The following is a 26844-nucleotide window of genomic DNA, read 5'->3' on the forward strand; positions in this document are numbered from 1 at the left end:
CGCGGTTAATCGAAAACTCTGTCGTAAATGTTTCGCGAAGTGCGCGACCAGGCGGGAGACCTGATGACAAAAGGCCTGGCGTCGCCCGGATTCGAACTCGTGACGAGTCCGGAATGGGTGGACGAGATCCTGCTCCGCGGCGCGGACGACGATATCTGCCTGTATTCGGGTGGACCGATCGACCGGGGCGGACTGCGCCGGATGGTCGCGCTCCGGCAAGCACGTCTCGCGGCGGCCGGACTGGGCGCGGGCGGTTCGCTCGCGCTGCGGCTGCCGCCGTCGACGGCGTACATCGCGAACCTGCTCGCCGGGTGGCGCCTCGGCGCCCAGGTGAGCCTCCTCGACCACCGCCTCACCGCGTTCGAGGTCGATCTCGCGCTCGGCAGGCTCGCACCGCAGGTGGTGGTCGAGCCGGGACGCGTCACGAGCAGCCCGCTCAGTGCCTTCGCCGACGTGGAGGAGACGGTCACGGCCCGCTCCGGCCGTCCCGCCGCGACACCGCACGCGGTGATCCAGTTCAGCTCCGGCTCCACCGGTCCGTCCAAGGTGATCGGCCGCACGGCCGCCGACCTGGTCGCCGAGATCGAGCGGTACACCCGGATCGACGGCGTGCCGCTGCCGGGCGAGCGGATCGTCGTGCTGGCCTCGATGGTGCACGTGCTCGGCCTGGTCGGCGCCCTGCTGTACGGCCTGCACGCCGGTGTCCAGGTCAGGCCGCCCGACCGGCTCACCGGCGACAGCGTGCTGGACGCGGTCGCGGCCGAACCGACCCCGGCGACGGTGCTGGGCGTGCCGTTCCACATCGGACTGCTCGCGTCCGTGGTGGACCCGCCGTCCCTGCCGCAGCTCAAGCGGATGACCACCGGCGGTGAACCGGTGCCCGCCGCGACCGCCGCCGCCTTCACCGGGAAGTACGGCGTGCCGCTGGGCAACATGTGGGGGATGACCGAGGTCGGCGTGATCGCCACCGACCTGTTCGGCGAGCACCGGCCCGCCCTCACCCCGGCGCCCGGCCTGTCGGTCGTCGAGCGGGACGGTGAGCTGCTGGTGAGCCGCACGGAATCGCCTTACGTCGGCGTGTCCGACCCGGACCGGTGGGCGGACGGCTGGCTGCGCACCAGGGACGCGGGCACGGTCGACCCGGACACCGGGCTCGTCACCGTCAAGGGGCGGCTCGACTCCCAGGTGTCGGTCGGCGGCCTGAAGGTCGACCTGACCGAGGTGGAGGCGACGTTGGCCGAACTGCCGGGCGTGGTGGCGGCCGTGGTGCTGCACGACGACGTCATCACCGCCTACGCCCAGCTCGACGCGCCCGCCACGGCGGCGTCCGTCCAAGCGGCCCTGGCCGAACGGCTCGCCGCCTACAAGAGACCGCGACGGCTGCAAGTCCTCGACGCGATGCCGCGCACCACCACGGGAAAACTGGTCCGCGACCGCTCGGTGCTCCGCCAGGCCGCGCAGGGGGTGGCGCGATGAGCGCGGCACCCGACCGCGAGGACATCCTGGCGATGCTCGCGAGCCTCGACGGCAGGCCCGCGCAGGACGTCCCGGAGCTGATCGAATCGATGGAACTGGCCTGGCTGGTGCACCAGGTCGAACAGCGCTACGGCGTGCGCATGGAACTCGACAGCGGTCAGTACGGCCGCATGACCACCGTCTCGGGAGCCGCTGACGTGCTCCGGGAAGTGATCGGGATGCCTGATGAACATTTCCGGGATTGACCACATCGAGTTATACGTGGGTGACGCGAAGCAGACGGCGTTCTACCTCACCACCGCCTTCGGGTTCGTGGTCTGCGGGCAGGGCGGGCCCGAGACCGGGCTCCCCGGTCGGCGCTCGCTGCTGCTGCGACAGGGGGACATCCAGGTCGTGCTGACGACCGGCCTGGTCCCCGACCACCCGGCGACCGAGTACGTGCGACGGCACGGTGACGGCGTGGCGGTCGTCGGGATCGGGGTGGACGACGCCCGTGCCGCCTACCGCGCCCTCACCGAACGCGGCGCCGAACCGGTCTCGCCGCCCCGCGAGCACGGTCACGACGACCAGCGGGTCGTCGTCGCCGAGGTCTCCGGCTTCTCCGACGTGACGCACCGGTTGGTCGAGCGGCACGGCTCGCCGCGCGAGTTCCTGCCCGGCGCGTTCGAGATGACCGACCCCGAGCCGGACACCGACGGCAAGCTGCTGCGCGCGATCGACCACCTGGCGATCTGCGTGCCGGTCGGCGGCCTCGCCCCGACCGCGCGGTACTACGTCGACGTGTTCGGGTTCAAGCAGATCTTCGAGGAGTACGTCGAGGTCGGCGGGCAGGGCATGTTCTCCAAGGTGGTGCAGAGCCCGTCCGGGCACGTCACCTACACGTTGATCGAACCGGACCCCGCCCGCCGGCCCGGGCAGATCGACAACTTCCTGACCTGGCACGCGGGTGCGGGCGTCCAGCACGTCGCGTTCGGCACCGACGACATCGTGAAGGCGGTGAGCACGCTCGGCGACAAGGGCGTGCGGTTCCTCGGCACGCCGGGCGCCTACTACGACACGCTCGAAGAACGGGTCGGCCACCTGGACGCGCCGCTGGACGAGCTGCGCCGCCTCGGCGTGCTGGTCGACCGGGACCACTGGGGCCAGTTGCTGCAGATCTTCACCGAGTCGATGCACGTGCGCCGGACGCTGTTCCTGGAGGTCATCGAGCGCCGGGGCGCGCTGACCTTCGGCAGCGGGAACATCAAGGCGCTGTACGAGGCGAAGCAGGGCGAACTGTCCGGCACGACGGCCACGTGAAGGAGACCACGGTGAAGGAGACCACGGTGAACGAGTTCACGCTGACCGACCACGAACGCGCGCTGCTCCCGTCCGACGACGACGTCCGGTTCTTCGCCGAGCACGGCTGGTACCTGTCGAAGAAGCTGTTCTCCGACAGCGAGGTGGACGAGCTGGCCGCGGCGGTCGACCGGTACTACGCGGGGGAGCGGAGCCGCCTGCTGCCGACGCGCCCGCCCCGGCTGGCGTACTGGACGCCCGAGCACGGCGATGTCCAGCGCCACAACGACTACGTGCACTACGAGAGCGACGCGATCGCCAAGTCGCTGCTCAAGCCGCTGATCGGCGCGGTGGCCGCGCGACTGGCGGAGGCCGACGAGATCCGGGTGTTCCAGTCCACCCTGATCTACAAGCCGCCGATCGCCGAGGAGCCGTCGAACGTCGTGCCCTGGCACTTCGACAAGCACTACTGGTCGTCGTCCTCGTCAGACCGGATGCTCACCGCGTTCATCCCGTTCCACGACTGCGACGAGGAACTGGGCACGATCACCATGGTCGACGGCAGCAACCTCTGGGAGGAGGTCGGCTCGGACGACAGCGCCACCAAGCACTTCGCCGAACGGGACCCGGACCACCTGGAGAACCTGCTCACGGCCAACGCGGAGCACAACGGCACCCGGGTCACCAAGATCCCCATGATCATCCCCAAGGGGCACATGAGCTTCCACCACTGCCGGACCTACCACGGCAGCGGGCCCAACCGCTCCAGCCGGCCGCGCCAGGCCATCTCGCTGCACCTGCAGGACGGGGACAACGCCTACCGCGAGTTCCCCCTGTCGGACGGCGACCTGGCCTTCTACAACCACGACTCCCTCGTGCGGCGCACCCCGGACGGCAAGCCGGACTACGCCGACCCGGAGTTCTGCCCGCCCGTGTGGCGCTCCTGACCACCGTGACGGCACACGCACCGGACACCGATGTCGGCCTGTACCGCACGGTGCGGTTGATCCGCCGGTTCGAGGAGCGGGCGGTCGAACTCGTCCGCTCCGGTGACATCGTCGGCGGCATCCACCCGTACACGGGCCAGGAGGCCATCGCCGCCGGTGTGTGCGCCGCGCTGCGCGTGGACGACATGATCACCAGCACCCACCGCGGGCACGGGCACGTGCTCGCCAAGGGCGCCGACCCCGCCCGGGTGCTCGCCGAGCTGGCCGGTCGCGCCACCGGGCTGAACAAGGGGCGCGGCGGGTCGATGCACGCCGCGGACTTCGCGTTGGGCATCCTCGGCGCGAACGCGATCGTCGGCGCCAACGGCGCGATCACCGCGGGCGCGGCCTGGGCCACCCGGCAGGAGGGGAGCGACCGGGTCGCGGTGAGCTTCTTCGGCGACGGCGCGGTCAACCAGGGCGTGCTGCTGGAGGCCATGAACCTGGCCGCCCTGTGGCGGCTGCCGGTGCTGTTCGTCTGCGAGAACAACGGCTACGCCACGACCCTGACCGTCACCGACGCGGTCGCGGGCACGATCACCGGGCGTGGCGAGGCGTTCGGGATCCCGTCGGTGACGGTGGACGGGATGGACCCGCGCACGGTGCTCGCCGCGTCGCGCGAGGCGGTGGACCGCGCCCGTGCGGGCGGCGGGCCGTCGCTGGTCGAGTGCCTGACCTACCGGTTCGACGCGCACCACACGTGGGAGCACAAAGCGCGGGTCCGCTACCGCGGCGACGACGAGGTCCGAAGTGGACGTGAGAGGGATCCGGTGGAGATCCAGGGCGCACGGCTGACCGGCGGCGATCGGACGCGCGTCGACGCGGAGGTCGAGTCCGTCGTGGACGCGGCGGTCGCGTTCGCGCTCGACAGCCCGCACCCCGATCCCGTCGGCGCGCTCGACCACCTGTACGCCACCGGGATGAGGGCGCGTCCGGGCGGTGGTGGTTGATGCCGTGGCTGTCCTACCTGAAGGCGCTGAACCGCGCGCTGGGCGACGAACTGGCCCGGGACCCGGCGGTGTTCGTGCTGGGCGAGGACGTCCGGGTCGCGGTCTCCAACGTCACCGCGGGCCTGCTCAAGCGGTTCGGCCCGGACCGGGTGCTGGACACGCCGCTGTCGGAGCAGGCGTTCACGAGCTTCGCCACCGGGGCGGCGTTGAGCGGACGGCGGCCGGTGATCGAGTTCCAGATCCCGGCGCTGCTGTACCTGGCGTTCGAGCAGATCGTCAACCAGGCGCACAAGTTCTCGCTGATGACCGGCGGCCAGACCCGCGTGCCGGTGACGTACCTGGTGCCCGGCTCCGGGTCGAAGACGGGCTGGGCCGGGCAGCACTCCGACCACCCGTACGCCCTGTTCGCCCACGCCGGGGTGAAGACGGTGGTGCCGGCCACGCCCGAGGACGCCTACGGTCTGCTCGCCACGGCGATCCGGGACGACGACCCGGTGGTGGTGTTCGCACCGGCGGCGGCGCTCGGTGTCCGGGTGGACCTCGACCACGACGGGCTGGCGCCGGTCCCGCTCGGTGTCGGCCGGGTCCACCGCGAGGGCGAGGACGTCACGGTCGTGGCGATCGGGCACCTCGTGCACGACGCGCTGGCGGTCGCCGAGGAGTTGGCCGGTGAGGTCTCGGTCGAGGTGTTCGACCCGCGCACGGTGTACCCCTTCGACTGGGACGGGCTGGCCGCCTCGCTGGCCAAGACCGGTCGGCTGGTCGTGATCGACGACTCCAACCGCATGTGCGGCATCGCGGCCGAGGTCATCGCCACCGCGGCCGAGCGGTGCGACCTGGCCGTGCCACCCGCCAGGGTGACCAGGCCGGACGGCGCCGTGGTGCCGTTCGCCCTCGGGCTCGACCTCGCGGTGCAACCCGATCGCGCCCAGCTGACCGCCGCGATCCGGAAGGTGCTCAAGCAGTGACGACGGAGGCCCGCATGCCACTGGAACCGCGGCTCAGGACGGTGCACGAGAGTACGGCCTCCCCGCCGCTCTACACCCTGTCGGTCGAACAAGCGCGGGCCGCCGACCTCGCCGCGATCCGGGCGGCGGCGGGCGCGGGCGAGCCGGTGCGCCACGTCACCGATCGGCACCTCCCCGGACCGGGCGGTGACCTGCCGATCCGGGTCTACCGCCCGGTGGACGCGGCCGGGCCCCTGCCCACCGTGGTCTACTTCTTCGGCGGCGGTTGGGCGCTGGGCAGCATCGACACCTCCGACGAGATCTGCCGCGCCCTGGCCAACGCGGTGCCGTGCCAGGTGATCACCGTCGGCTACCGGCTGGCGCCCGAGCACAAGTTCCCCGCCGCCGTGGACGACTGCCGCACGGCCGTCGCCTGGATCGCCGCGAACGCGGCCGAGCTCGGCGTCGACCCCGACCGACTCGCCGTGGCGGGCGACAGCGCCGGCGGCAACCTCGCGGCCGTGGTGACCCTCGACCGCGGCGGGCCCGCGCTGGCCGCCCAGGTGCTGGTCTACCCCAACACCGACCACCGCGGCGACACCGCGTCCATGCGCGAGAACGACGATCCCGCCGCGTTCAACCGCCGATCCGTGGCCTGGTACTGGGGCCACTACCTGGCGAACCCGGACGACGGCCGCGACCCGCGGGCCTCACCCCTGCTCGCCGAGGACCTGACCGGCCTGCCGCCGGCACTCGTCGTCACCGCCGAGCGCGACCCGCTGCGCGACGAGGGCGAGCAGTACGCCGAACGACTGCGCGAGGCCGGTGTGCCCGTGGTCGCGACGCGTTATCCCGGGGTGGCGCACGGCTTCTTCGCCATGTCGGGCGTGGTGGACGCGGCTCGTGAGGCGCGAGCCGAGGTCGCGGCGTTCCTGCGCACCCACCTGCGTGGGTGACGTCTGCGTTCCACCCGTACTCCGGCCCCACCGGCACACCCGACGGCGCACTCGTTCGCGTGGCCGGAAGCCGGCGGTCGGTCCAGGAATGCCGCCATACCAACGAAAATCGAGAACGGCCGGCGGAAACTCACGTAGTCACCGAGTGGGGTCGGAGTACTAGGCTCTGAGCCCGTGCGCATCCTCTTCTCCAGCCTCGCCTTGTACGGGCACACCTTCCCCCTGCTGCCGCTCGCCGTCGCCGCGCGGGAGCTCGGCCACGACGTCGACTACTTCACCGGCAGGGTCTTCGCGGACGTCCTGGCCGCACAAGGCATCGAGCACATCAGGGGCGGCATGTCGCCGCACAGGGCCTTCAAGCTCGCGATGGCGGGCGCCACGCCCGAGACCCCGAGGGGCGTCGACGCCGAGCGGGTCGCGTTCACGTTCGCCTCGGTGCTGCCGCGCAGCTTCGCCACCGGCCTCGCGCCGGTCCTCGCCGAGCGCAAGCCCGACCTGGTCGTGCACGAGTTCGGCAACCCCGGCGCGGGCCTGGCCGCGAAGGTCGCGGGCGTGCCGGCGCTGTGCCACTCGTACGGTCGGATGTGGCAGGAACCCGACTTCGCCGAGCCCGCGCGCGACTACCTCACCGCCCTCGGCGCGGAGCTGGGCGTCGAGGTGCCCCGGACCGACTCCATGGCGCTGGGCCACCCGTACCTCGACATCTGCCCGCCCTCGGTGCAGAACCCCGAGTTCCTGGCCTCGTCGGCGCACCGGATCCCGTTGCGGCCGGTGGCGTTCGCCGCGCCGGGCGAGTTGCCGTCGTGGGTCGTGGAGCACCGGGAGCCCTTGGTGTACCTGACCCTGGGCACCGCGTTCAGCGAGGCGGCGCTGCTGCGCACCGCCATCGACGGCCTGGCGGCATTGGGCGCGAGGGTGCTCGTGTCCGCCGGGGGGAAGGTCGATTCGGAGGCGCTGACCGACCTGCCGGACAACGTCGTGGTGCTCCCGTGGGTGGCCCAAGCCGGCTTGCTGCCCCACGCGGACCTCGTGGTCCACCACGGCGGTGCGGGCACCACGCTGGGCACGTTGGGCGCGGGCGTGCCGCAGCTCGTCCTGCCGCAGGCGGCCGACCAGTTCAACAACGCCGAGGTGGTGACCGAGGCCGGGCTGGGCGACCACCTGTTGGCCGAGGACACGACCGCGGAGGCGATCGCGACCAAGGCACGGCGCCTGCTCACCGACGAGGCCGTGCGCGACGCGGCCCGCGCGATGGCCGCCGAGGTGGCCGCCATGCCGTCGCCCCACGACGTGGCCCGCTCGCTGCCCGACTACGCCTGAACGACCACCGCGCCCGCCCGGACGGTGCAGGAGGGGAGGGAGTCTCGCCTTGTGCACCGGGTGGCACGATCCTGTCCGCCCCCAACGCCGTCCACTTCACCTCGACCTGTGACGGTGGTGCGAACACACCACAGTGCGCCGACCCGACCGCGGATACCGTCCGGCCATCCCGTTGACGCACGTCGGTCGCCACTGATGACCGCCGCAGTGTCGCGGCGGCCGCCGTGGAACGACCGGCTCCGCTCGGAGGTCGCGGGGAAGCGGTGAGCGGGCGCTGAGGCGTTCGGAGGGGGATCGATGCTGCGGTACTTGGTGTTGGCGGGGGCGTTGTGCGCGAGCGGTGCGCCGTTCCTGTCCGGTGGGGTGTCGCGGGTCGAGGCGGACACCGCGGTGATCTGGCTGGTGATCGGTGTCGTGGTCGTGGCGTTGGTGGGGGTGGTCGGCCGGCGCCGGGCGCGGGTGGTCGCGGCGGTGGCGGGAGTCGGGCTGGCGGTGCAGGCGTGCCGGCTGCTGGTGCGGGACCTGCTGACCGGCTTGCCCGGTGACGACCTGCCGGTGCTGGCGGTGGGGTCGCTCGCGGTCGCGGTGGGAGTGATCGGCCTGGCCGCACGCCGGGACCGGGTGGTCGGGAAGCCGGTGCAACCCCGGGCCCGTACCTCGCCCGCACCGCAGCCACCCGCCGAAGGCTCGGCCGGTCAGGTGACCGAGGGCCCGGCGGAGCAGCAGGCCCGGACCGGGGACTCGCCGCAGCCGCACGCCGAAGGCTCGGCCGAGCAGGAAGCACTCGCCGACGCCCCGGCACAGCCGCGGACCGGTCCGGTCTGGGCGGTGATCCGGTGGCGGCCGCGGCCCTTCGGGGTGCTGGCGGTGGTCGTGGTGGCGGTCGCCGCGGTGTTCGCGCCGACGGCGGCCGAGGCGGTGGTGGTCCGCTCCGAGGTCCGGGAGGCGTGGGACTCCCCGCCCCGGCCCCTGCCGGAGCGGCCTGGGGAGCGGTGGTGGACGTGGCAGTCGTCCGCCGATGTGGTGGACGTCGTGGCCGCCGGGCACGGGGTCGCGGTGGCCACCGCCGACGGGTTCGTGGTGGGGCTGAACGGCGTCGGCGGGCAGGAGGAGTGGCGGTACGGGCGACCCGGGGTGGTGGTGGAGAGGTTGGCCGGGTCGCCCGACGGGCGGACCGTGGTGGTGGTGTTCGGGTCGCGGCACGACCGCTCCGCGCTGGAGTTGGCGGTCCTGCTGGACGCCGAGACCGGGGCGCCCCGGTTCGAGAGGGTGGTCCGGTCGACCCTGGACGGGAAGAACGCGCTGAGGCCGGGCTCGCGAACGTTGACCGTGCGCGACGAGAACGGTGTCACCGGCTACGACATCGCCGACGGTGAGCCGCGGTGGCGGTGGGAGCTGCCGGAAGGCTGCTCGACGTACGGGCTGCAGGACACGTGGGGCCGCACGACGGTGCTCGTGCCGATGCGCTGCACCGACGACTTCCACCAGGGCGTCCTCGCGCTGGACGAGGTGACCGGGCAGGAGCGGTGGCGGCACGAGATCACGGCGATCGAGGCGGCCCGCGCGGGGCTGGACAAGATAGAGGTGGAGGACGGGTTCCCGGGCGGAGCCGCCGTCTTGCTGCGGTTGGAAGACCACCGGCCAGGCGGGATGTACCCCGAGAGCAACGCGGTGGTGACCCGGGTCCTGCTGGACGCCGAGACCGGCACGGCGTTGGCGCCGCTGGACCTGTCCTCGGACGTGCGCACCGAGTTCGGCGTCACCCCGCTGGTGGAGAGGGTGAACGAGAGCCACCTCCGGGCGGTGGACCCGAACACCGGCGTAACCGCGCCGTTCTCGTACGAGTGCGCGGCTCCCAGGGCGCACGCCACGACGAGCACCACGTTCTACAACGCATGCGTCGACGAAAGCGGGTGGACCCTGGTCACGCAGCCCTTGGACGGCTCACCGCCCACCTACACCCCGATCCGCCCGGACGGCTGGGACTCGTCGCCCTCCGGCCCCGACGTCCACCTCGTCATCGCGCCCGGAGCGATCGTGATCGAACGCGACTGGAACAGCAGCACGTCGGATCCGGCGGTGGTGGGCCTGGAGGGTTGACCGGCGTCAGGTGGGCCGCGCGGGTCAGCCGATGATCAGCGTGGAGGGTCCGGTGATCAGTTCCACGCCGGTGCCGCCGAGGCACTGCAGGGGGTTGAGCGTGACCTGGGCGCCGGGGGAGGCGATGGGGCTGCCCGCGAACTTGCCGGACTCGACCGTGCCGACCACGACGACGATCGCCTCACCGCCGGGTTGCACGATGATGGCGAAGGTGTAGGCGAGCCTGCTCTTCTCGCCGGTGTTCCAGGTGATGACCTCCGTGGTGCTCCCGTCGGAGGTCAGGCAGCCCAACGACCCGGACCCGGTGACGACCGAGGTCCCCGAGGTGATGGCGGGGTCGGTGGAGACGCAGTTGTAGGCGCCGTTGCCGGAGATCGCGACCTGTCGCGGCAGCAGCCGCAGGCCCGGGTCGAAGTGCACGGTGTTGGTGCCGGCGCAGGACGTCAGCGCTTGGACCGCCGGGAAGGCGTGCGGTGCCGGCTGTGCCCGGGCAGCGGGTACCGCGGTTGCCGAGAGCAGTGCGACCAGCAGTGCCGTGGTCAGTTTTCCGAGTGCGGACATCGTCCGTCCTTCCGTGGGGTTGGCGTGGTGATCGATCAGTGGTGGGCCCGGGAACTCAGGTGGTCGACGGTGGTCCGTCCTGCGGTTCCAGTTCCGTTGCCGCGAGTTGTTCGACGTGGTCGAGCAGGGTGTCGAGGTCCTGCCCGGTGGTGCGGGGGTTGATCGTGCAGGCGCGGAAGCAGGGACGGCCCGCGACCCGGGTGGGCAGCAGGAGGTTCCCGGGGGTCAGGTCGAGGAGCCGGTCGCTGATGAGCTGGTGCGCCCGCGCGTCGCGTCCGATGGCGCGGTGGGTGAAGCACACGACGGCCAGGCGGGGGCCGGTGATCAGTTCGAGGTCCGGTCGCCCGCGCACCTCGGCGGCCAGGTGGGAGGCGAGGGCCACGCCGTGGTCGACGGCGTCGCGCAGCGCGTCCAGGCCGCGGACCTTGATGGTGAACCACAGCCTGAACGCGCGGAAGGGGCGGGTGTACTCGATGCCGCTGGTGCCCAGGTCGCGGGACTGGCCCGGGCCGTGCATCGCGGCGAGGTAGTCGGAGTCGAGGTGGAAGGTGCCCGCCAGCGTGCCGGGTTCGCGCAGCAGCAGGCAGCCCAGCCCGAAGGGTTGGAACAGCCACTTGTGCGGGTCGAGGGTGATCGAGTCCGCCTCGGACAGTCCGGGCAGCAACCGGTCTCCCCGGGAGCCGAAGGCCGCGGCGGCGCCGAACGCGCCGTCGACGTGGAACCAGAGCCCTTCGTCCCGGCACACCTGGGCCAGTTCGGCCAGCGGGTCGACGGTGCCGGTGTTGGTGGTGCCCGCGGTGGCGATGACCACCAGCGGTCGCCTCCCGGCGGCGCGGTCGGCTGCCACGGCGGCGCGCACGGCGTCGGGAACGAGGCGGTCGTCGTCGCAGGGCAGCACCCTGACCTGGTCGGGGGTGAAGCCCAGGACCCGCAGGGCGCGGCCGACGCTGGGGTGGGCCTGGTCGCCGTGGTAGACGATCGGGGCGCGGTCGTGGGGTGGCGGGCCGAGCCGGTCGCGGGCCACGGCGATGGCGGTCAGGTTGGCGACCGAGCCGCCGGAGGTGAACACGCCCCCGCTGCCCGCGGGCATGCCCAACGCCGCGGCCAGCCACCGGGCGGTGACCAGCTCGACCTGGGAGGGGCCCGCGGCCAGCGACCAGTTGACCGTGGTGAGGTTCAGCCCGGTCGCCAGCGCGTCGGCGAGGGCGGCCACCGGGTCCGCCGGGCTGGGCACGCCGGCGAAGCTGCGCGGGTGGTCGGCCTGGAGCAGGTGGGGGAGGATCCCGTCGATGACCTGCGGCAGCACCTCGTCGGCCGGTGTGGGTCCGCGCGGGGCGGGTTCGTCGAGCCACGCCAGGTCCTCGGGGCGGGCGCGGCGACCCGGTGACGAGCCGGTCAGCCCGAGGTGGTGGTCCACGACGAGGTCGGCCACCGCGTGGGCGAGCCGGCGCAGCTCCCCGGCGTCGTCCCGGCCGATCACCGGTCATGCCCCTGGCGCGCGACGGGCTGCGATCGTCGTGCGGTGGGGCGCAGCACGTCGAGCCACGCCCGAGCGTCGGAGGTGAGGCGAGGAGGGTGTTCGACGGTGGCCACCCGACGCCCGAACTGCACGAGCACCGCCTCGTCGCCCGGCTCGACCTGGTCGCCTTCAGCGGCGTGCGCCCACACCAGCGCTTCGTCGGGACCCAGCTGCGACAACGAGCGGTCGGCCACGCGGCGGACGACCCCCGGACCGGCCATCCGGTAGCACCCGGTTCCCGGTAACCGGCCGGCGCTGCCGACTTCGCCGAAGTGCACGACGAGCTGGCTGAACGGGGCGACGGGCGGTTCGCGTTCGAGCGTGGTGAGAACAGGGGTGAGGGGAGTGAGGTTCGCCAGGACGTGCACGCCCAGCAGCGGCAACAGCCCTTGACCGGTTTCGGCCGCGTGCAGCAGCGACACGACGGTCTGGAACCTCGGGTTGATCTCGATGACCCACACCCGATCGTCCCGGTCGAGCACGGCGTCGATGCCGAACACGCCCAGGAACCCGCGTGCCCGCAGCTGCTCGCCCACCGCGTGGCACGCCTGCCTGCACCGCGACAGCACCTCCGGCGACACGTCGGCCTCGCCGAGCAGTTGGTTGCCGCAGTGGGTGCCCCAACCCGCCCCCAGCTCGGCGATCCCGACCAGTTGGTGCGAGATGCCCGACACCACCGTCACGTCGCGGCCGACGCACCCGGACACCGTGACCGGCAACCCCGGCACGTGACGTGAAGCCTTCAGCGGTTCGCCCGGCCAGTCGGCCAACGTCGCTGCCAGCTCGTCGCTCGTGCGCGACAGCCTGGTGCCGCGGCCGATGAGGTTGTTGGCGGCCCGTTGCACGACCACCGCGCCGTCGTGCGACCAGCGCGACACCTCGTCGGGAACGGTCGTCGCGCCGGCCGGGAGCACCACGGACGGCGGGGTGCGCACCCCGGCGGCGCGGAAGATCGACACTGCGTTGATCTTGTCCGCGGCCCGGTCGGCCACCGGTCGCGGCGGCGCGAGCAACGGCGCCGACGGGTCGTCCTCCCACGGCCGCGCGGCACCGTCGTCTTCCGGGGCGAACGTGACCGACACCCGTCGTCGTCCACCGCCACCGCCACCGCCGCTGCGGCTGTCGCTGTCTCTGTCGCGAACGTCGTGCCCGACGGCGGGACCGGTGGTGCGGCGAGGTCGCGGCCGGTAGGTCAACCCCGGGATCGTCGGTCCGCACGCGGCGGTGATGAACGCCGACCGGTCGTACCAGACGACCTCGTCGACCGCCGCCGCCAACGCGGTCGCACCCCGTCCTGCGGCGACGCCGTGCGGCATCACGCGGACAGGCTCGTCCCCTGGGCGGTGTTCATCCATTTGCGCAACGTAATTGTTGCCCGTTCCGGTCGGCAACCGCCAGAAAACAGATTCTCCGGTCTTCATCCTTCCGGGTCGAATTCTCACCCGTCATGACTGGAGGTCGTCGACGTCCGGCGAGTCCTGAATTGTCCACCTTTGGGCCGCTTGCACGCGGTCAAGGGCCAGGAGGTCGACCTCCCGATGGACGTCGGTAATACGCAAAGTGTCATGTGGTGGATCGACCGCACATCGCTTGCGCCATCGCGTCCGATGTGAATGTGGAAAACGATCCGTCGGTAACGAACGAGTCGGTTCGGCCGATCCGCTGGACAGGCGGCGTCGTGCCGTCCCGGATTCCTCCGCACCTCTTCCCGGAGCGACAAATGCGTTCACGCACCGTCCTGGCCGGTCTCGTCACCACGATGGCCACCGTCCTGGGCTTGACGGCCGCCGCCACTCCGGCCACGGCCGGCGCACTGGACGTGACCTGCCTGCCGACCAGCAGCCAGACCACCTCCTACAGCCCGCCGCTGACCGCGAGCCCCGCACCGACGACGGTGACCTCGTCGACGCAGTACGGGCCGTGCACCTCGGCGAGCGTGCCGGGGCTGACCTCCGGATCCCGCATTGCCACTTTCCCCTACCCCGACGCGTCCTGCCTGAAGCTGCTCGAACCGGCGTCCTTGATCTTCACCATCACCTGGAACACCGGCCAGACCTCCACCATCTCCGGCAACACGACCGTCACCTCCGCCGGCACCGCGGTGATCATCACCATCACCGGCAACGTCACCGCCGGACTGTTCGCGGGCGACTCGGTCCTGCAGACCATCACCGGACCATCCGCCGACATCCTGCTGTGCGCCGCGGGACTGAAAGCGGTGCCGAGCATCTACTCACTCGTCGCGCTCACCATCACCTCGACACCGTGACGTCCGCGCTCCCCTGAGGCGAGATCCGACAACAGCGAGACCGCACAAGGAACGGGAGTTCTCATGCGTCTGCCGCACGTCCTCATCGCCGCGATCTTCGGCTTGGCGGCACCACTGGCCACCGTGACTCCGGCCACGGCCGGCGTCCTGGACGTCACCTGCGGCCCGCCCAGCACCAACGTGAACACCTACACCCCGCCGCTGACCGCCACGCCGCAGACCGTCGTGGTCAACTCGTCGGGCCAGTACAGCTGCGTGTCCGCGACGGTGCCCGGCCTGACCTCCGGCGCGCGCTCCGTCGAGGTCACCTCCCCGGGCCGGTCGTGCCTGGACCTGCTCACCGGGTTCCCCATTACCCTGACCATCACCTGGAACACCGGCCAGAGCAGCACCATCACCGGCAGCTCGACCGTCGCCACCGTCGGCGCGGCCCACGTCGTCACCACCACCGGCACCGTCACCGCCGGGCTCTTCACCGGCGACAGCGTCGTGTCGACCACCGTCAGCCCATCCGCCCCGATCCTGCTGTGCACCCTCGGACTGGGCACCGTCTCCAGCACCACCTCCACGCTCGTCCTGTCGATCACCTCGACGTAGGGGCGTTCCCCGGGCTTGCGATCTCGCGGTCGCAGCGGATCCAGGTGCTCAGGAGTCTGCCGACGAAGGTGACGGACGAGACGGTGCCGAGTCCGCTTCCGATGGCGGAGGTCCGGTGGGTCGCCCGCGCTCCTGATCAGGTCCGGCGTGACCTCAGCCCGAACCTGCCGGCGTGGTCGTCGGACTGGGGGTAGGGGTGGTGGTCGGCAGGAGGTACGGCTCGGGGGTGCATCGCAGCCACGGCCCGCCCGCCTGGTGGGTGAACCGGCCGTGGAAGCCGATGGTCACCGATGTGCCGGGCGCCAGGAGGCGCTGTCCCGGTTGTGCGGCGAAGGCCGCGCCCCGGCCGTACTGGCCCCACTGGCCGGGCCACGAGCCGACCACCGTCTCGTCGCCGCCGAACAGCGCGGACACGGTCCAGTCGGTGATCGGGGCCGTGCCGGTGTTGGTCACGGTGGCCGTGATCGCGAAGCCTCCGGGCCACGAGTGGGTGGAGTGGGTGATCCGGCAGCTCTGGTTCAGGTTGGGTGGCAACGGGATCGTGCTGGCGTACACCTGGATCAGGCCGCCGGTCACGCCCGGCCCCGTCACGCTGAACGCCGCCGTGCCGAAGTCGCGCAACGAGATGATCCTGACCGGCTGCGGCACGTTCCAGTCGGCCGGTGTGAAGGTCAACGTGCGGCGCGAGCTCACGAACACCGGTCCGGACGCGCCGGTACCGGCCAACGCGATGGTGACGGTCGTCGCGGTCGCCGGTGGGCTGGACAGCGACAGCCGGACGACCGCGCTCCCCGATCCAGGCATCACCGCGTAACTCGTACCGCCGTGGTCGACCACGACGGCGGGCGACTCGGCTCGGGCGTGTCCCGCCGAGAAGCCGGACAGAATCACCACCACTGCGGCGAGGAGAGCCGACAACGTGAACCGCGATAACACTTCCCGGCTTACGACCATATCTCGACACGATGGAACCGCGCCCGGTGCGTGTCAAGGGCAACCCCGAACAGATCCCGCACCCGCGCACGCCGCCGGCACGTCCCGGTGCTCGCCGTCATCGTGCACACCCCGTCCGGCTGCGGACCGACCGGGTCAGGCGAACAACGCGATCGGCCGGATCGTCAGCTCACCGCGTTCGGCGTCCCAGGCCTGCACGCGGCCGAGGCAGCGCGCCGCGAACGTGCCCTCCGGCGGGTCCACCAAGAGGTGGGCGACCGCACAGTGCACGCTGACCCGCGGCCCGGACTCCGGGTCGTCGGGGTCGCCGAAGGGCGCGACGAGCACTGCGGTGTCGCCCGACCGGGACGTGGTCCGGAAGTAGCCCTCCACCGACACGAACCCGTCCACCTCCCGCAGCGTGGCCGACCGCCCGTGCCGGGACGAGGTGGGCACCCGCATCGTCCCGGCGGTCAGGTCGACCTCGACCAGGCCGTCGGTCGTCTCCAACGCCTCCAGGACGGAGTTCACCACCATGATCGGCTCGGCGACCGCTACGTACGTCCTGACGACCTCCCTGGAGGAGGATGTCTTCAGGTCACCCAACCGGACCGCGTACTCGGTCGTCCGCGCCTCCTTGACCAGCGTCGGCCCGTACACCGCAGAGAGGTCCAGCACGGCGTGTTCGTCGAGGTAGTAGCAGATGCCCGCGATGCGGCGCGGGTTCTGCCACCTCCGCCTGGCCACCCACAGGATCGCGGCGGTCGTGCTTAGGCACGTGGCCGTCACCGTCCAGAGGACCAGCCACGGCCACCAGACGCTGAACCAGAGCGCTCGGTCAGCGTCCACCGCGACCCTCGCAGTCCCCGACCGCCTGGGTCAGCGTCCGCATGGCCTCGGGCTCGGGCAGCGGCACCTCGTCCGGCAACGCCGACAGCTCCGGCACGACCGGGATTCCCCGTTGCTCCAGGACGTTCCGCAACTCGCCGTCTTTCCGAAACGGCGCGCGGTACCCCAACTCGGCGGCACGCCGGTGCAGGACGGGATCCGCCAACACCCACGTCAGTCGCCCGGTCTCGGCGGTCAACGGGAGGACTTCGACTTCGCGCAGGAGTCCGGGCGTCGGGTAGAGCAGGACGAGGTCCCGGTCGACGTCCCCGGTGGATGCCCTGATGCGTGACTGGTGTCCGAGGTAGTCGCGCTCCTCGACCACCATGACGGGGTGCTGGGCGTTCGGCAGGCGCAGGTCGGTCAGGTGTGAGCCGGACTCGGCCGGTTCGAGCAACGGCGTGACCGAGCGGGCGACCTCCCGCGCCTCTGCCCTGGTTGGTGCCAGTCCACCGTTCCCTGCCGTCGCGAGCAGGCCCAGGTAGGCCGAGCCGAGGTTCGAGGAGCACACGTCGGGGGCGTGGACCGTGATGGGGGCGGAACTGCCAGGCCCCTCCAGCACGTCCAGGTCGGCCCACCGCCTGCCCTCCTGCGCCAGAGCCAGGAACTTCGCGAGGTCGACCCGGTAGTACGGCTCGCCGATCTCCTCGGCCGTTCCCCGCCGGACCAGCGCCTCGGCGTACGGCCGGGTCGTGGCGAGCACCAGCGGGCCGGCGAACATCGGCGTGGAACGGGTCTCGCGTCCGGCTTGGCGCAGGGCTTCGCGGACCGCGTCCGTCCCGGGTTCCCCGGAGGAGAGGACGAAGTCGTACGAGGTGACGTCCGACGCGGCGAGCCGGCTGCTCCCCACGTCGACGACCCGCACCTCGAGGCGGTGACTCATCAGGGTGCGCCGCACCTGCTCGTCGGCGAAGAACTCGACCCCGGTGCCGACGCCGCGCAGCAAGGTGATCGACGCGAACGGGACCAGCAGCGTGTTCGTCACCAACAGTGACACCACGCCCAGCAGCGCCGCGACCGCCGTCGGGATCGCCGTGCGCGGAATCCGGGCCAGCGGCCCGGGGCGGCGGTGCACGGCCAGGCTCGGCTCCTCGACCCGCTCGCGGACGGGTTCGGTCGCCGGCCGCACGCCCAGCACTTCGGCGGCGTTGGCCAGGTGGCCCTCGATCAGCGTCGCGACCGTGCGGAGGGCGTAGCCCAGGGACTCCGGGTCCGAGGTGTCCTCGGACAGCACGGGCAGGCGTTCGCCGAAGCTGAAGTAGGCGACGTAGGGCAGCTTCGTGCGTTCCAGGATCTGCCTCGGCCGCACGCCCTTCGGCAGCCAGTCGGCGTAGAACGGCTTGAACGCCTCGGCGAACCGGCCCATCCACACCTGCGCCGACTTCAGCTCGGTGCGGCCGTCGAACCGGGACGGCAGCGGCAGCACGACCAGCGGCGGTCGGTCGTAGTCCAGTGCCTGGCGGCCCGCCTGCGCCCGTCCCACCACCTCGACCACGCCGTCCACGCTCTGGTGGTTGGCGGTGAACACCGGCACCACGACGTCGGGCAGCGTGATGGTGCAGATGCCACCCGTGTCGGTGATCCCGGTGCGGCTGTCGACCAGCACGAAGTCGTACTCGTCGGTCCAGTCCGCGCGCAGGCGCTCGAAGAACTCCGCGCCGTCGCTCGCGGCGAAGAACTCGCCCCAGTCGAAGCCGAGGACCTTCGCGGCGTATTCCGGGTCACTGCGCCCGCTGGTCATCAGGGAAAGCGTGCCGTCGACCGTGACCACGTAGTCCCGCCAGTCGGTCCCACCCGGCGCGGCCGACTCCGCCAGCAGCAGGTCGATCAGCCCGTCGTGGGCGGTGGCTCCCGGCGCGAGCTCCTCGTAGAACCGCACCAGGCCGGGTGCCTCCAGGTCGAAGTCGACCGCCAGCACCCGGTGGCCCGCGCGGGCGAGCACGACGGCGATGTTGGCCAGCGCCATCGTGCGGCCCGTGCCGCCCTTGTAGGAGTAGAAGGTGACGATCACGTGATGCCCAGGCTCGGTGGTCGCGTCGGTGTCCGGCTGCGTTCGAACAGTCCGGTGAACTCGTCTATCGCCAACTCGCGCCACTTCGGGTCGTGCGCGGGCGCGCGGTCGATGGCGTGGCTCAGGTCGGCAGCCAGCTTCATCACCTTGTCCGACAGCACCTCGGCCTTCGGGCTGCCCTCGGCGATCCACGGGCTCGCGCAGTCCTGGAGCGGGAAGTGCTGGATGTCGCCCAGCTCGCCGGGGAAGTCCTTGCCGTCGTGCAGGACCGCGGCCAGGATCAGCGGCAACGGCTCACGCGAGCCGCCCGCCGCCCGGCGTCGCGCCAGCATGTGGCCCAGCTCCGCCCGGCACCACGGGCTGGCGAAGTACTCGCGCGACCACAGGCAGAGCATCACCTTCGAGGACGCGAGACCGGTGGCCAACCGGTGCGGCCAGGCGGTGCCCGTCTCGATGTCCTCGGCGTCGAAGTAGATCCGCGCCTCGGCGCCCAACTCCGCGGACAACCAGTGGTCGAGCATGGGTAAGAAGAGCTTCCTGACGTAGACCGGCCACCACTTGGTCCGCCGGTAGCTCAGGAACACGTCGAACTCGTACGACACTCGCGTCCATCCACTCGACGTCGACCGGGTGGGCACCGATGCGGTTCCCCGGATGCGGCGAAAGGCCAGGATAGCGGAGCGCGATCACTCCCGGAGCGGGTAGCGGGTTCCATTCGACGTCGAAGGATCTGTCGGGTGGTCCATCCCGATCGTCCACGGCGAAATTGTGGCAGGTCGGGCAGGCGGGGGAGTCCGGTCGCGGTGACGGCGGTCGGGTGCGCGACGGACTCCATTCTCCATCCGGTGGAATACCGGGCGTCGCCTCCCGGCACCCGGAACCTCCGGAGCCATCCCCGGCCGCACGCACGCGCGGTCGACGCCAGGTGCCGGTTCTCAGGGGATGACCACGGCCGTTCCGCCCGCGTCCTGACCGTAGACGGTCCACGCGGCCCAGGTGTGCCGGTAGGTGCCGTTCCAGGCGAATCGCCTGGCGCTCAGGCCGCCGTCGGCCGCGGGAATCCGGTAGTCGTTGCCGATGAACAGGTTGTCGCCCTCGGCGGTGAAGGTCCCGCCCCAGTACGGCGGTCGGTCCGCCCGCTGGTCGCTGACCACGCCGGCGAGGCCGAGGCCGAAGTCGTTGGCGCACCTGGTGAGGTCGACGGTGTTGTCGACCACGCGGAGGTGTTGCAGGTGGAGTTCGCGCCCCCGCCGCTCCTGGCCGCCGATGGCGTTGTGGTTGCGGCTCACGGTGTTGTTCGAGACCACCACCCGGACGGACGAGTTGATGTCGATGCCGGCGCCGTCGGGCAGGCCGGCCACCGCCTGGGGTCCTCGGCGGCCGAGCAGGTCACAGCCGTTGTCGGTGACCGTGTTGCCGGAGATCAGGCCGCTGCTGCTGATCTCGAAGCGCACCCCGTCGGCGGAGTTGCGGACGATGCTGGAGTTCTGGAACCGCAACGAGTTCGCCACTGCCGGGTCACCGGCCTGGCCGTCGGCCCAGAGGCCGATGCCGAAGTTGTCGTGCACGTTGGCGCGGTCGACGACGCCGGTCGCCCCGTTGGTGACCTTGATGCCACCGGACTCCCAGTCGCTGACCCAGTACAGCGCCTGGGAGTTGTTGTGGTCGATCTCGACGTCGGTGATGGTGAAGTCGCGACCGCGGTTGACGCCGCCGCCGAGCTGACCGTTGTAGGACGACCGACCGGCGGTGAAGGACGCGTCGTCGCCGCTCACCTTGAACCCGAGTGCGTGGTTGTAGCTGGTCTCCACGCTGAACACCTTCCACCGGTGGCCGAGTTCGAGCGCGCCGAGCTGGCTCGGTGACGCGAAGTGCCGCACGCCGAGATCGCGGATCACCACGTCGGTGGCGCCGCCGACGGTGTTCGCCGCCCGGGTGCGGCCGATCTGCATGGTCGCCCCGACCGGGTTGTCCCGCACGTAGACGCGGTTGGCCGCGTAGTCCGCGTAGAAGCCACCGGGTCCCAACTGGTCCAGGCCGGCCACCCGGAGCAGTTGGGTGCTGTTGCGGAACACGTCCTCGAACTTGTGGCAGAGGTTGGTCGAGAGGTTCTCGCACTGGCCGTTGGGGTCCCCGTACGACGGCGGCAGGACCCCGCTGGCGTACCAGTTCGCGCCGGAGGCCACCCAGCCGGTCATCACCCGCGCGCCGGACAGCATGGTCCCCAGTGTCGGTGACGGCCCCGCACCCCACAGGGTGTCGCCGGTCTTGAGCGTCAACGGCGCGGGCAGGCGGTAGAGGCCCGCGGCGAGGCAGTAGGTCGTTCCGGCCGGGTGCGCGTTCACCGCGCTCTGGATGTCGGCGCCGAGGGGGACGGTCACGCCCGAACAGGTCGCCGCCGCTGACGGGGCAGCCTGGCTCGTGGCGCTCCCGAGGAGCATCCCGGCGGCGAGCGTGATGGCCGTGATCATGCTGCGACAGCGCAAGTGGTTCATGGTCCTTCTCAGGAGGGTCGACGCGATCCGGTGTGCACGGGCTCCTGGCGGAGGACCGCGTCGTGCCGGGCCGCCCTCTTGGCGTCCCGGCACGACGCGGTGCTCGTGGAGTGTCGTCCTCACTCGGTGTGGACGTCGAGCGGGTTGTCGACGTGGACGTAGAACGCGTCACCGTCGAGCAGGTGCTCGGTCCTCAGGAAGGCCTGGTAGATCTCGCCCGCCTTCCTGTTGTGCGACTTGCTGATCGCTGCCGCGGCGAAGTTCCACCTCGTGTTCTCGTCGACCAGCGCCGCGTTCTCGTAGGTCGTCGCGAACGGGTACTCGTCGCACTCCCGAGGCGTGCCGGCGACCGAGGTGGCGTAGTCGACCCCCCAGTACTTGCGGCAGACGTTCTGGGTCTTCCGGCGCGAGCCGCGGATCTTGTTGTTCGGGTCGTAGTCGCCGAAGAACCGGTGCAACGGGACGTTGTCCTCCTTGCGGCCGGGAGCTTTCTTGTCCTGCACGTTGGGCCTGGTGAGGGCGATGTCGATCTGGGCCTTGCGGATGAGGTTGGCGGACTCGCCGTACGTCGCGTCGCCGGCGTCGAGCGCGAGTGTCGGCACGACCCGCGGGAAGACGCAGTGGCTGCCCGCGACGTAGGCCGACCGGGCCACGTCGCAGCGGAACGTCTCGATCGGCGACTCGATCAGCCCCAGCTTCCCATCCGGGCTGATCGAGGTGAGGAGCAGGTTGAAGGCGAACGAGCCATGCTTCTCCGCCGCGTGCTTGTCGGTCGCGGGCACACTGGTCGTCGTCGCGGTGGAGAGGAACGTCACAGGGTAGTTCTCGCCCTCGTCCTCCCACTGCCGCATGGTCTTCATGGCCGTGCTCGACGGTGTTTCGCACGTGCTCTGCCGCGCCAGGTCGGCGTTGATGCAACCCAACTTGATCGCCAGGCCGAACGTGTCCTTGAAGGTGACGTTGATGTCCTCCAGGTGCACCACCCTCAGCGCGAAGGCGACCTGGTTGGCGCCGTTCACGGCGGTGGCGACGAAGTCGAGCCGGAAGTTGCTCCGCCCGACCTCGACCTCCACGCCGTTCCTGGTCACCATGTAGGCGTAGGTGTACCGGTCGCTCCAACACGCGTTGTACCGGTCCTTGAACCAGTGCGTGTCGGCGGGCGTCGCGGGGTGGTCCTTGCACTCGTCGAAGGTCACCGGGGTGATGTCTTCGGTGAACACGTCGTCGGCGTGCGTCTCGGTGACGTACGGCTGTTGCGCGGCCTGCTCCTGCGTCGCCGGTGGCGCGGCCTGGCCGTGGACGACGGCGCCGGGCGACGTCACCAGGACCGCGAGGACCAGCACGGACATCGCCGCGGACCGGCCGATTTTCTTGATCATGACCTCACCTCTTCGGGCGGGGAGAACGGACGACACCGGAGCGGTCACGTGATCAGATCCATGATCTGCCACCCCTGACCGACCTGGACCGGCGCGCCGAACGCGGGCGACGCACCCCAGCCGAGGTACGGGTAGGCCATCAACTTGCCGTCGGGCAGGCGCTTCACGATGTCGTCGTTGCCGTTGCCGTTGATGTCGACCAGGGACAACGACGTCGTGGTCTGCCAGTTGAACACCGCGCCGGACAGCAGCACCTCCTCGGCGAACGTGCCGGTGCCGTTGAACTTCTGCGAGTGCCGCCCGGCGAGGACCTCGCCGCTGCCGTTGACGGTGATGATCCGGTCGGGGTTCTCCCGGTACCAGGAGGTGGCCATCACCCACCCGATCCACCCCACGCTGTCCTGGCCGACCTGCACGCGGGGCAGGAACGTCCGCGTGGCGTCGAAGTTCCCGCTGTGGGGGTAGACCCACCACTTCCCGAAGCCGTCGAAGGACAGGATGTCGTCGTACCCGTCACCGGACACGTCCGCCAGGATGATCTTGGTCTGGCTGTTCCAGCCGGACCCGACGACCACCGGCGTGCCCCAGGTGAGGGTCCCGTTCAAGGTGCCGCTGTGCGGGTAGACCAGCAGCGCGCCGTCGGACGCCCGGCGCGCGACCAGGTCGGCCGGTGCCTCCGCGACGACCTCGCTCTCGTCGCCGGTGACTTCGGCGACACCGATCCAGTTGTAGATGTTCCAATTCGTCCCGGCGAGCGTCTTCGCCGAGAAGGTGCTCATCCCCTGCAACCTGCCGGAATGGGTGTAGACCCACAGGGCGCCGTTGTTGATGCCCGGCTGCCTGGCCACGATGTCGGGCCAGCCGTCACCCGTCACGTCGCGCGAACGCGACGCCGTCCGCTGCACGCTGTCGCCCGCCGCGAGCGGTGTCACGACCACGTCATCCTCGGTGCCACCGGCCTGCGCCGACGGCACCGCGAGTCCACCCAGCACCACCAGTGCGGCAACACCGACCCTGCGCCAACCACGCATTTCGTCCCCCTCGTCCGTTGGCAGCACCCTGCCCACGGTCGTCGGCAACGACCAGCGACAACCTCCACTGCCACCTCTACACTCAGGGGTTGTCGTCGGTAGGGAGCCGGGGCCGCGGTCGACGGGGGGCTTGTGGACGGGACGTTCGGCGTGCTCCTCCGCGCCCACCGGCACGAGGCGGGCCTGACCCAGGAGGAACTGGCGGAGCGTTCGTCGCTCAGCGCGCAGGCCATCGGTTCCCTCGAACGCGGCGATCGCCGGTCTCCCCGCCGGGAGACGGTGTTGCGGCTCGCCCGCGCGTTGCGGCTGTCCGAGGAACAGGTGGCCGTGCTGGTCGCCGCCGCCACCCGCCGTGCCGCCACGCCGCCGCCCGCCCCGGTCGAGCAGCGGACGTGGTGGGTCGCGCCACGGCAGCTGCCTCCCCGGCTGCCGGGCTTCACCGGTCGCGCGGACCTGCTCGCGGCCGTCGGTGACCACCTCGTGGTGTCCACGGGAGTGGCGGTGGTGGCCGTCTCCGGCATGGGTGGGGCGGGGAAGACCGCCGCGGCCGTCGAGATCGCGTACCGGGTGGCCGCCGAGTTCCCCGACGGGCACCTGTTCGTCGACCTCGGCGGGGACGTGCGCGCGGGTGACACCGGACCGTCGGTGCGACTGGCCTTGGCGCACCTCCTGAGCGCGCTCGACCCCGGTGCCGGACCAGTGGAGGACGTCGAGGAGGCCGCGGCCCGCTACCGGTCGGGGACGGCGGGCCGGCGGGTGCTCCTGGTGCTGGACAACGCCGTGTCGACCGCCCAGGTCCTGCCGCTGCTGCCGACCGGTGCCGGGTCCGCCGTGCTGGTCACCAGCCGCCGCAGCCTGGTGTCCCTCCCCGGCGCGCGGCACGAGGACCTCGGCATGCTGTCGGGGGCCGAGGGCGTCGAGCTGCTCGCCCGGATCGCCGGCAGGCACCGCGTCGAGGCCGAGCCCGACGCCGCGGCGGCGGTCGTGCGGCGGTGTGGCGGACTGCCGCTGGCGGTCCACCTCGTCGGGGCGCGGCTGGCGACGCGACCGGCCTGGACGGTGGAGCACGTCGCCGCGCTGCTGGCCGACGAGGAGACCCGGCTCGACCACCTGGAGGCCGAGGACGTGGCCGTCCGCGTCCGCGTGGGTGGATCGGTCGACCACCTGGCCACCAGCGCCGACCCGCGCGACCGCGAGGCGGCCGACGCGTACCCGCTGCTCGGCCTGCTGGAAGGGCCTGGACTGGACGCCGCCGTCGTCGGGCACCTGTTCGGCCTCGACGGCCGCGCGGCCGCGCGGGTGCTCGACCGGCTCGCGGACCTGCACCTGGTGGAGGCACGGGAACCGGGCCGGTACCGGATCCACGACCTGCTGCGGGTGTACGTGCGCGAGGTCGTGTCCACGCCGTCGCACGACCACGTGCGGGTCGCGGCGACGATCCGGCTCCTGGAGTTCTACGCCGCCGCGGCGTGGCGCGCCCAGCGGCTGCTGTACCCGCTCAGCGTTCGCTCGGCGTGGGCCGATGACCGGTGGGAGGCCGCGTCACCCCCGTTCCGGGACTCCGGCGAAGCGGTGGAGTGGCTGCACCGCGAGCACCTGTCCTTCATCCCCCTGCTGTCGCGGGCCCGAGCCGACGCCGGGGTGCCGAGGGAGTTGCTGGTGCGGTTCGCGGTGCCCCTGTTCGGGTTCTACGTGTTCCGCGGCCTCGACGACGACTGGGTGCGGGTGTGCGAGATCGCGCGTGACGCGGCACGGGAGGGAACCGACCGGGTCGCCGAGGCCCTCGCCGTCATGGACCTCGGGATCGCGACGGTCAGCCGCGACCGGGCCGGTGACGGGTTGGCCGCGGGGATCGAGCTGGTGGAGCGCGGCTACGCCCGGTTCGCCGAGCTGGGGCACCGCGCGGGGCAGGCGATGTGCCTGACCAACCTGTGCCACCTGTTCGAGGCGCAGGGCGACATCCGCTCCGCGATCGACCGCGGCGAACGCGGCCTGGCCATCGTCGCCGAGCTGGACGACCCGGTGGCCGAGGCCGCGGCGCACGAGAACCTCGGCATGCTGGTGCGCCGGCTCGGCGACACCGCTCGTGCGGAGGGCCACTTCGAGCGGTGCCTCGCCCTGTCCGAGGGCGCGGGGTTCGACCGCGGCACCGCCGGCGCCCTGCGCCTGCTCGCGCTGCTGTGGGCGGACATCGGCCGGACGGAGCAGGCCGTCGAGGCGCTGGAGCGCAGCGCTCTCCTCACCGGCCGGATCGGTGACGGCCTGGGCGAGGCCACCACCCGCCGCGACCTCGGCGACCTGCTGCTGTCGATGGGCGACGTGCGGCGGGGGACCGACGAGCTGCGCACCGCACTGGCCCTCGCCCAGCGCCGCGGTAATCACGCCCTGGCCTCGGAGATCCTCCGAACCCGGTGAAGGACGCCATTCGCCCGACCCACTGTGCCGGCGCTCGGCGGTGTCGCGGTCGATGGCCCGGCGATGCCGTCGGACAGCGGGCCTAGCTGATGGTCTTGACGCGGTGGAAGATGCGGGTGCCGCTGCTGGTGTAGACGTCGACGCCGTCGCCCTGCATGACCTTGTGGAGGTGGTAGGCGCCGCCGTCGTGGTACTTGTCGCTGTCTCCCCGGTGCAGTTCCACGAACCCGAAGAGACCGGCGCTCTTGTACCGCACGGTCGACCCGACCCAGACGAGCCGGTCGTCGGCCCTGCTCCAGGTGGCGTCCCCGACCATGCCGTCGGCGTCGAGCCCGCGGCTGCGCTGCCACTGGATGGTGGCGGCCTTGGTCTTGGACCCGAAGTCCCCGTCCACGTCGTGGAAGTCCAGGTAGTGCTCGGCGACGAGGATGCTCTGCCAGAGCATGACGATGTCGGTGTTCGACGACTCGCCGCAGCCGTAGCACAGCGAGTTGCCGAGTTCCTCGAAGTGGTCCCCGAAGTCGTCGGTGAGGGTACCGTCACCGTCCACGAACGTGGTGCCGTACGAATCGGAGTTACCCGGGTAGTCCGCCTGGGCCGGGCTCACCGAAAGTACGGTCGCGACCGCCGCGCTCAGCGCGACGAAACCCGACTTCCACCCTCTGCCGTTCATGTGTCCCCCTCGGATCGCATCCATCAGTCGGTTCGGTACGTCTGCTTGTCCAGGCCCTGC

General features: G+C 71.5%; 23 protein-coding genes. 12 read left to right on the forward strand and 11 right to left on the reverse strand.

The features are described from left to right. The first annotated feature begins 27 nt into the window (after positions 1-27). The 9 genes from AB0K14_RS07620 to AB0K14_RS07660 all read left to right on the forward strand — a co-directional run bounded on the left by AB0K14_RS07620 (position 28) and on the right by AB0K14_RS07660 (position 10013). Positions 28-1476 (forward strand): fatty acid--CoA ligase family protein, encoded by a 1449-nt coding sequence (locus tag AB0K14_RS07620; RefSeq protein WP_360459189.1) that lies wholly within the window; start codon positions 28-30, stop codon positions 1474-1476. Then, positions 1473-1721 (forward strand): hypothetical protein, encoded by a 249-nt coding sequence (locus tag AB0K14_RS07625; RefSeq protein WP_360459191.1) that lies wholly within the window; start codon positions 1473-1475, stop codon positions 1719-1721. Before AB0K14_RS07620 ends, AB0K14_RS07625 begins: the two co-directional genes overlap by 4 nt. Further along, a complete protein-coding gene (gene hppD, locus AB0K14_RS07630) occupies positions 1702-2775 on the forward strand; it encodes a 4-hydroxyphenylpyruvate dioxygenase (protein WP_360459192.1) in 1074 nt (357 codons plus the stop codon). Before AB0K14_RS07625 ends, hppD begins: the two co-directional genes overlap by 20 nt. A gap of 11 nt (positions 2776-2786) precedes the next feature. Further along, entirely contained in the window at positions 2787-3701 is a 915-nt protein-coding gene (locus tag AB0K14_RS07635; protein ID WP_360459194.1) for a phytanoyl-CoA dioxygenase family protein, read from the forward strand. A 5-nt stretch (positions 3702-3706) separates the two neighbouring features. Then, complete coding sequence (locus AB0K14_RS07640; protein ID WP_360459196.1) at positions 3707-4690, forward strand: thiamine pyrophosphate-dependent dehydrogenase E1 component subunit alpha; 984 nt, start codon at positions 3707-3709, stop codon at positions 4688-4690. Then, positions 4690-5658, forward strand: coding sequence for a transketolase C-terminal domain-containing protein (locus AB0K14_RS07645; RefSeq protein ID WP_360459197.1), 969 nt, complete (start codon positions 4690-4692; stop codon positions 5656-5658). The genes AB0K14_RS07640 and AB0K14_RS07645 overlap by 1 nt, the downstream gene beginning before the upstream one ends. A gap of 14 nt (positions 5659-5672) precedes the next feature. Further along, the gene (locus AB0K14_RS07650; protein WP_360459199.1) at positions 5673-6593 is read left to right on the forward strand and encodes an alpha/beta hydrolase; all 921 of its coding nucleotides are present in this window, start codon (positions 5673-5675) and stop codon (positions 6591-6593) included. A gap of 174 nt (positions 6594-6767) precedes the next feature. Then, complete coding sequence (locus AB0K14_RS07655) at positions 6768-7913, forward strand: glycosyltransferase (protein WP_360459201.1); 1146 nt, start codon at positions 6768-6770, stop codon at positions 7911-7913. 297 nt (positions 7914-8210) lie between these two features. Beyond that, positions 8211-10013: a PQQ-binding-like beta-propeller repeat protein gene (locus AB0K14_RS07660; RefSeq protein ID WP_360459203.1), complete on the forward strand. Its 1803-nt coding sequence runs from the start codon at positions 8211-8213 to the stop codon at positions 10011-10013. Positions 10014-10037: 24 nt separating this feature from the next. Here the strand turns inward: AB0K14_RS07660 and AB0K14_RS07665 are convergent, their stop codons facing one another. From AB0K14_RS07665 to AB0K14_RS07675, 3 genes are read right to left on the reverse strand one after another with little or no spacing between them, the layout of a single operon-like run. Beyond that, positions 10038-10574 (reverse strand): hypothetical protein, encoded by a 537-nt coding sequence (locus AB0K14_RS07665; protein WP_360459205.1) that lies wholly within the window; start codon positions 10572-10574, stop codon positions 10038-10040. A 55-nt stretch (positions 10575-10629) separates the two neighbouring features. Further along, positions 10630-12054, reverse strand: coding sequence for an aminotransferase class V-fold PLP-dependent enzyme (locus AB0K14_RS07670; protein ID WP_360459207.1), 1425 nt, complete (start codon positions 12052-12054; stop codon positions 10630-10632). Next, the gene (locus tag AB0K14_RS07675) at positions 12051-13448 is read right to left on the reverse strand and encodes an ATP-grasp domain-containing protein (protein ID WP_360459208.1); all 1398 of its coding nucleotides are present in this window, start codon (positions 13446-13448) and stop codon (positions 12051-12053) included. The genes AB0K14_RS07670 and AB0K14_RS07675 overlap by 4 nt, the downstream gene beginning before the upstream one ends. A gap of 215 nt (positions 13449-13663) precedes the next feature. On the opposite strand from AB0K14_RS07675, the gene AB0K14_RS07680 reads away from it, so the two are divergent. Next, a complete protein-coding gene (locus AB0K14_RS07680; protein WP_360459210.1) occupies positions 13664-14362 on the forward strand; it encodes a hypothetical protein in 699 nt (232 codons plus the stop codon). 63 nt (positions 14363-14425) lie between these two features. Next, entirely contained in the window at positions 14426-14959 is a 534-nt protein-coding gene (locus AB0K14_RS07685; RefSeq protein ID WP_360459212.1) for a hypothetical protein, read from the forward strand. Positions 14960-15112: 153 nt separating this feature from the next. On the opposite strand, the gene AB0K14_RS07690 is transcribed toward AB0K14_RS07685, so the two are convergent. From AB0K14_RS07690 to AB0K14_RS07720, 7 genes are all read right to left on the reverse strand, one after another. After that, positions 15113-15856, reverse strand: coding sequence for a cellulose binding domain-containing protein (locus tag AB0K14_RS07690; protein WP_360459214.1), 744 nt, complete (start codon positions 15854-15856; stop codon positions 15113-15115). Positions 15857-16048: 192 nt separating this feature from the next. After that, positions 16049-16741, reverse strand: coding sequence for a hypothetical protein (locus tag AB0K14_RS07695; RefSeq protein WP_360459216.1), 693 nt, complete (start codon positions 16739-16741; stop codon positions 16049-16051). Beyond that, positions 16731-18791 (reverse strand): AAA family ATPase, encoded by a 2061-nt coding sequence (locus tag AB0K14_RS07700; RefSeq protein ID WP_360459218.1) that lies wholly within the window; start codon positions 18789-18791, stop codon positions 16731-16733. The genes AB0K14_RS07695 and AB0K14_RS07700 overlap by 11 nt, the downstream gene beginning before the upstream one ends. Continuing rightward, the gene (locus AB0K14_RS07705; protein WP_360459220.1) at positions 18788-19393 is read right to left on the reverse strand and encodes a toll/interleukin-1 receptor domain-containing protein; all 606 of its coding nucleotides are present in this window, start codon (positions 19391-19393) and stop codon (positions 18788-18790) included. The genes AB0K14_RS07700 and AB0K14_RS07705 overlap by 4 nt, the downstream gene beginning before the upstream one ends. 333 nt (positions 19394-19726) lie before the next feature. After that, positions 19727-21262 (reverse strand): right-handed parallel beta-helix repeat-containing protein, encoded by a 1536-nt coding sequence (locus AB0K14_RS07710; protein WP_360459222.1) that lies wholly within the window; start codon positions 21260-21262, stop codon positions 19727-19729. Positions 21263-21405: 143 nt separating this feature from the next. Next, a complete protein-coding gene (locus AB0K14_RS07715) occupies positions 21406-22665 on the reverse strand; it encodes a hypothetical protein (RefSeq protein WP_360459613.1) in 1260 nt (419 codons plus the stop codon). Between the two features lie 44 nt (positions 22666-22709). Further along, complete coding sequence (locus AB0K14_RS07720; RefSeq protein WP_360459615.1) at positions 22710-23696, reverse strand: hypothetical protein; 987 nt, start codon at positions 23694-23696, stop codon at positions 22710-22712. A 132-nt stretch (positions 23697-23828) separates the two neighbouring features. Between AB0K14_RS07720 and AB0K14_RS07725 the strand changes: the two genes are divergently transcribed. Then, positions 23829-26111: an NB-ARC domain-containing protein gene (locus AB0K14_RS07725; protein WP_360459617.1), complete on the forward strand. Its 2283-nt coding sequence runs from the start codon at positions 23829-23831 to the stop codon at positions 26109-26111. Between the two features lie 82 nt (positions 26112-26193). On the opposite strand, the gene AB0K14_RS07730 is transcribed toward AB0K14_RS07725, so the two are convergent. Further along, entirely contained in the window at positions 26194-26784 is a 591-nt protein-coding gene (locus tag AB0K14_RS07730) for a peptidoglycan-binding protein (RefSeq protein WP_360459619.1), read from the reverse strand. Positions 26785-26844: the final 60 nt, after the last annotated feature.

The organism is Actinosynnema sp. NPDC050801 (assembly GCF_040673975.1).
GTDB lineage: Bacteria > Actinomycetota > Actinomycetes > Mycobacteriales > Pseudonocardiaceae > Actinosynnema.

Excerpts from the sequence above, each read along its gene's own strand:
- AB0K14_RS07675 (WP_360459208.1), bottom strand. The coding sequence starts at position 13,448 with ATGGATGAACACCGCCCAGGGGACGAGCCTGTCCGCGTGATGCCGCAC.
- AB0K14_RS07730 (WP_360459619.1), bottom strand. The coding sequence starts at position 26,784 with ATGAACGGCAGAGGGTGGAAGTCGGGTTTCGTCGCGCTGAGCGCGGCG.
- AB0K14_RS07650 (WP_360459199.1), top strand. The coding sequence starts at position 5,673 with ATGCCACTGGAACCGCGGCTCAGGACGGTGCACGAGAGTACGGCCTCC.
- AB0K14_RS07720 (WP_360459615.1), bottom strand. The coding sequence starts at position 23,696 with ATGCGTGGTTGGCGCAGGGTCGGTGTTGCCGCACTGGTGGTGCTGGGT.
- AB0K14_RS07645 (WP_360459197.1), top strand. The coding sequence starts at position 4,690 with ATGCCGTGGCTGTCCTACCTGAAGGCGCTGAACCGCGCGCTGGGCGAC.
- AB0K14_RS07620 (WP_360459189.1), top strand. The coding sequence starts at position 28 with ATGTTTCGCGAAGTGCGCGACCAGGCGGGAGACCTGATGACAAAAGGC.
- hppD (WP_360459192.1), top strand. The coding sequence starts at position 1,702 with ATGAACATTTCCGGGATTGACCACATCGAGTTATACGTGGGTGACGCG.
- AB0K14_RS07685 (WP_360459212.1), top strand. The coding sequence starts at position 14,426 with ATGCGTCTGCCGCACGTCCTCATCGCCGCGATCTTCGGCTTGGCGGCA.
- AB0K14_RS07660 (WP_360459203.1), top strand. The coding sequence starts at position 8,211 with ATGCTGCGGTACTTGGTGTTGGCGGGGGCGTTGTGCGCGAGCGGTGCG.
- AB0K14_RS07665 (WP_360459205.1), bottom strand. The coding sequence starts at position 10,574 with ATGTCCGCACTCGGAAAACTGACCACGGCACTGCTGGTCGCACTGCTC.
- AB0K14_RS07625 (WP_360459191.1), top strand. The coding sequence starts at position 1,473 with ATGAGCGCGGCACCCGACCGCGAGGACATCCTGGCGATGCTCGCGAGC.
- AB0K14_RS07715 (WP_360459613.1), bottom strand. The coding sequence starts at position 22,665 with ATGATCAAGAAAATCGGCCGGTCCGCGGCGATGTCCGTGCTGGTCCTC.
- AB0K14_RS07710 (WP_360459222.1), bottom strand. The coding sequence starts at position 21,262 with ATGATCACGGCCATCACGCTCGCCGCCGGGATGCTCCTCGGGAGCGCC.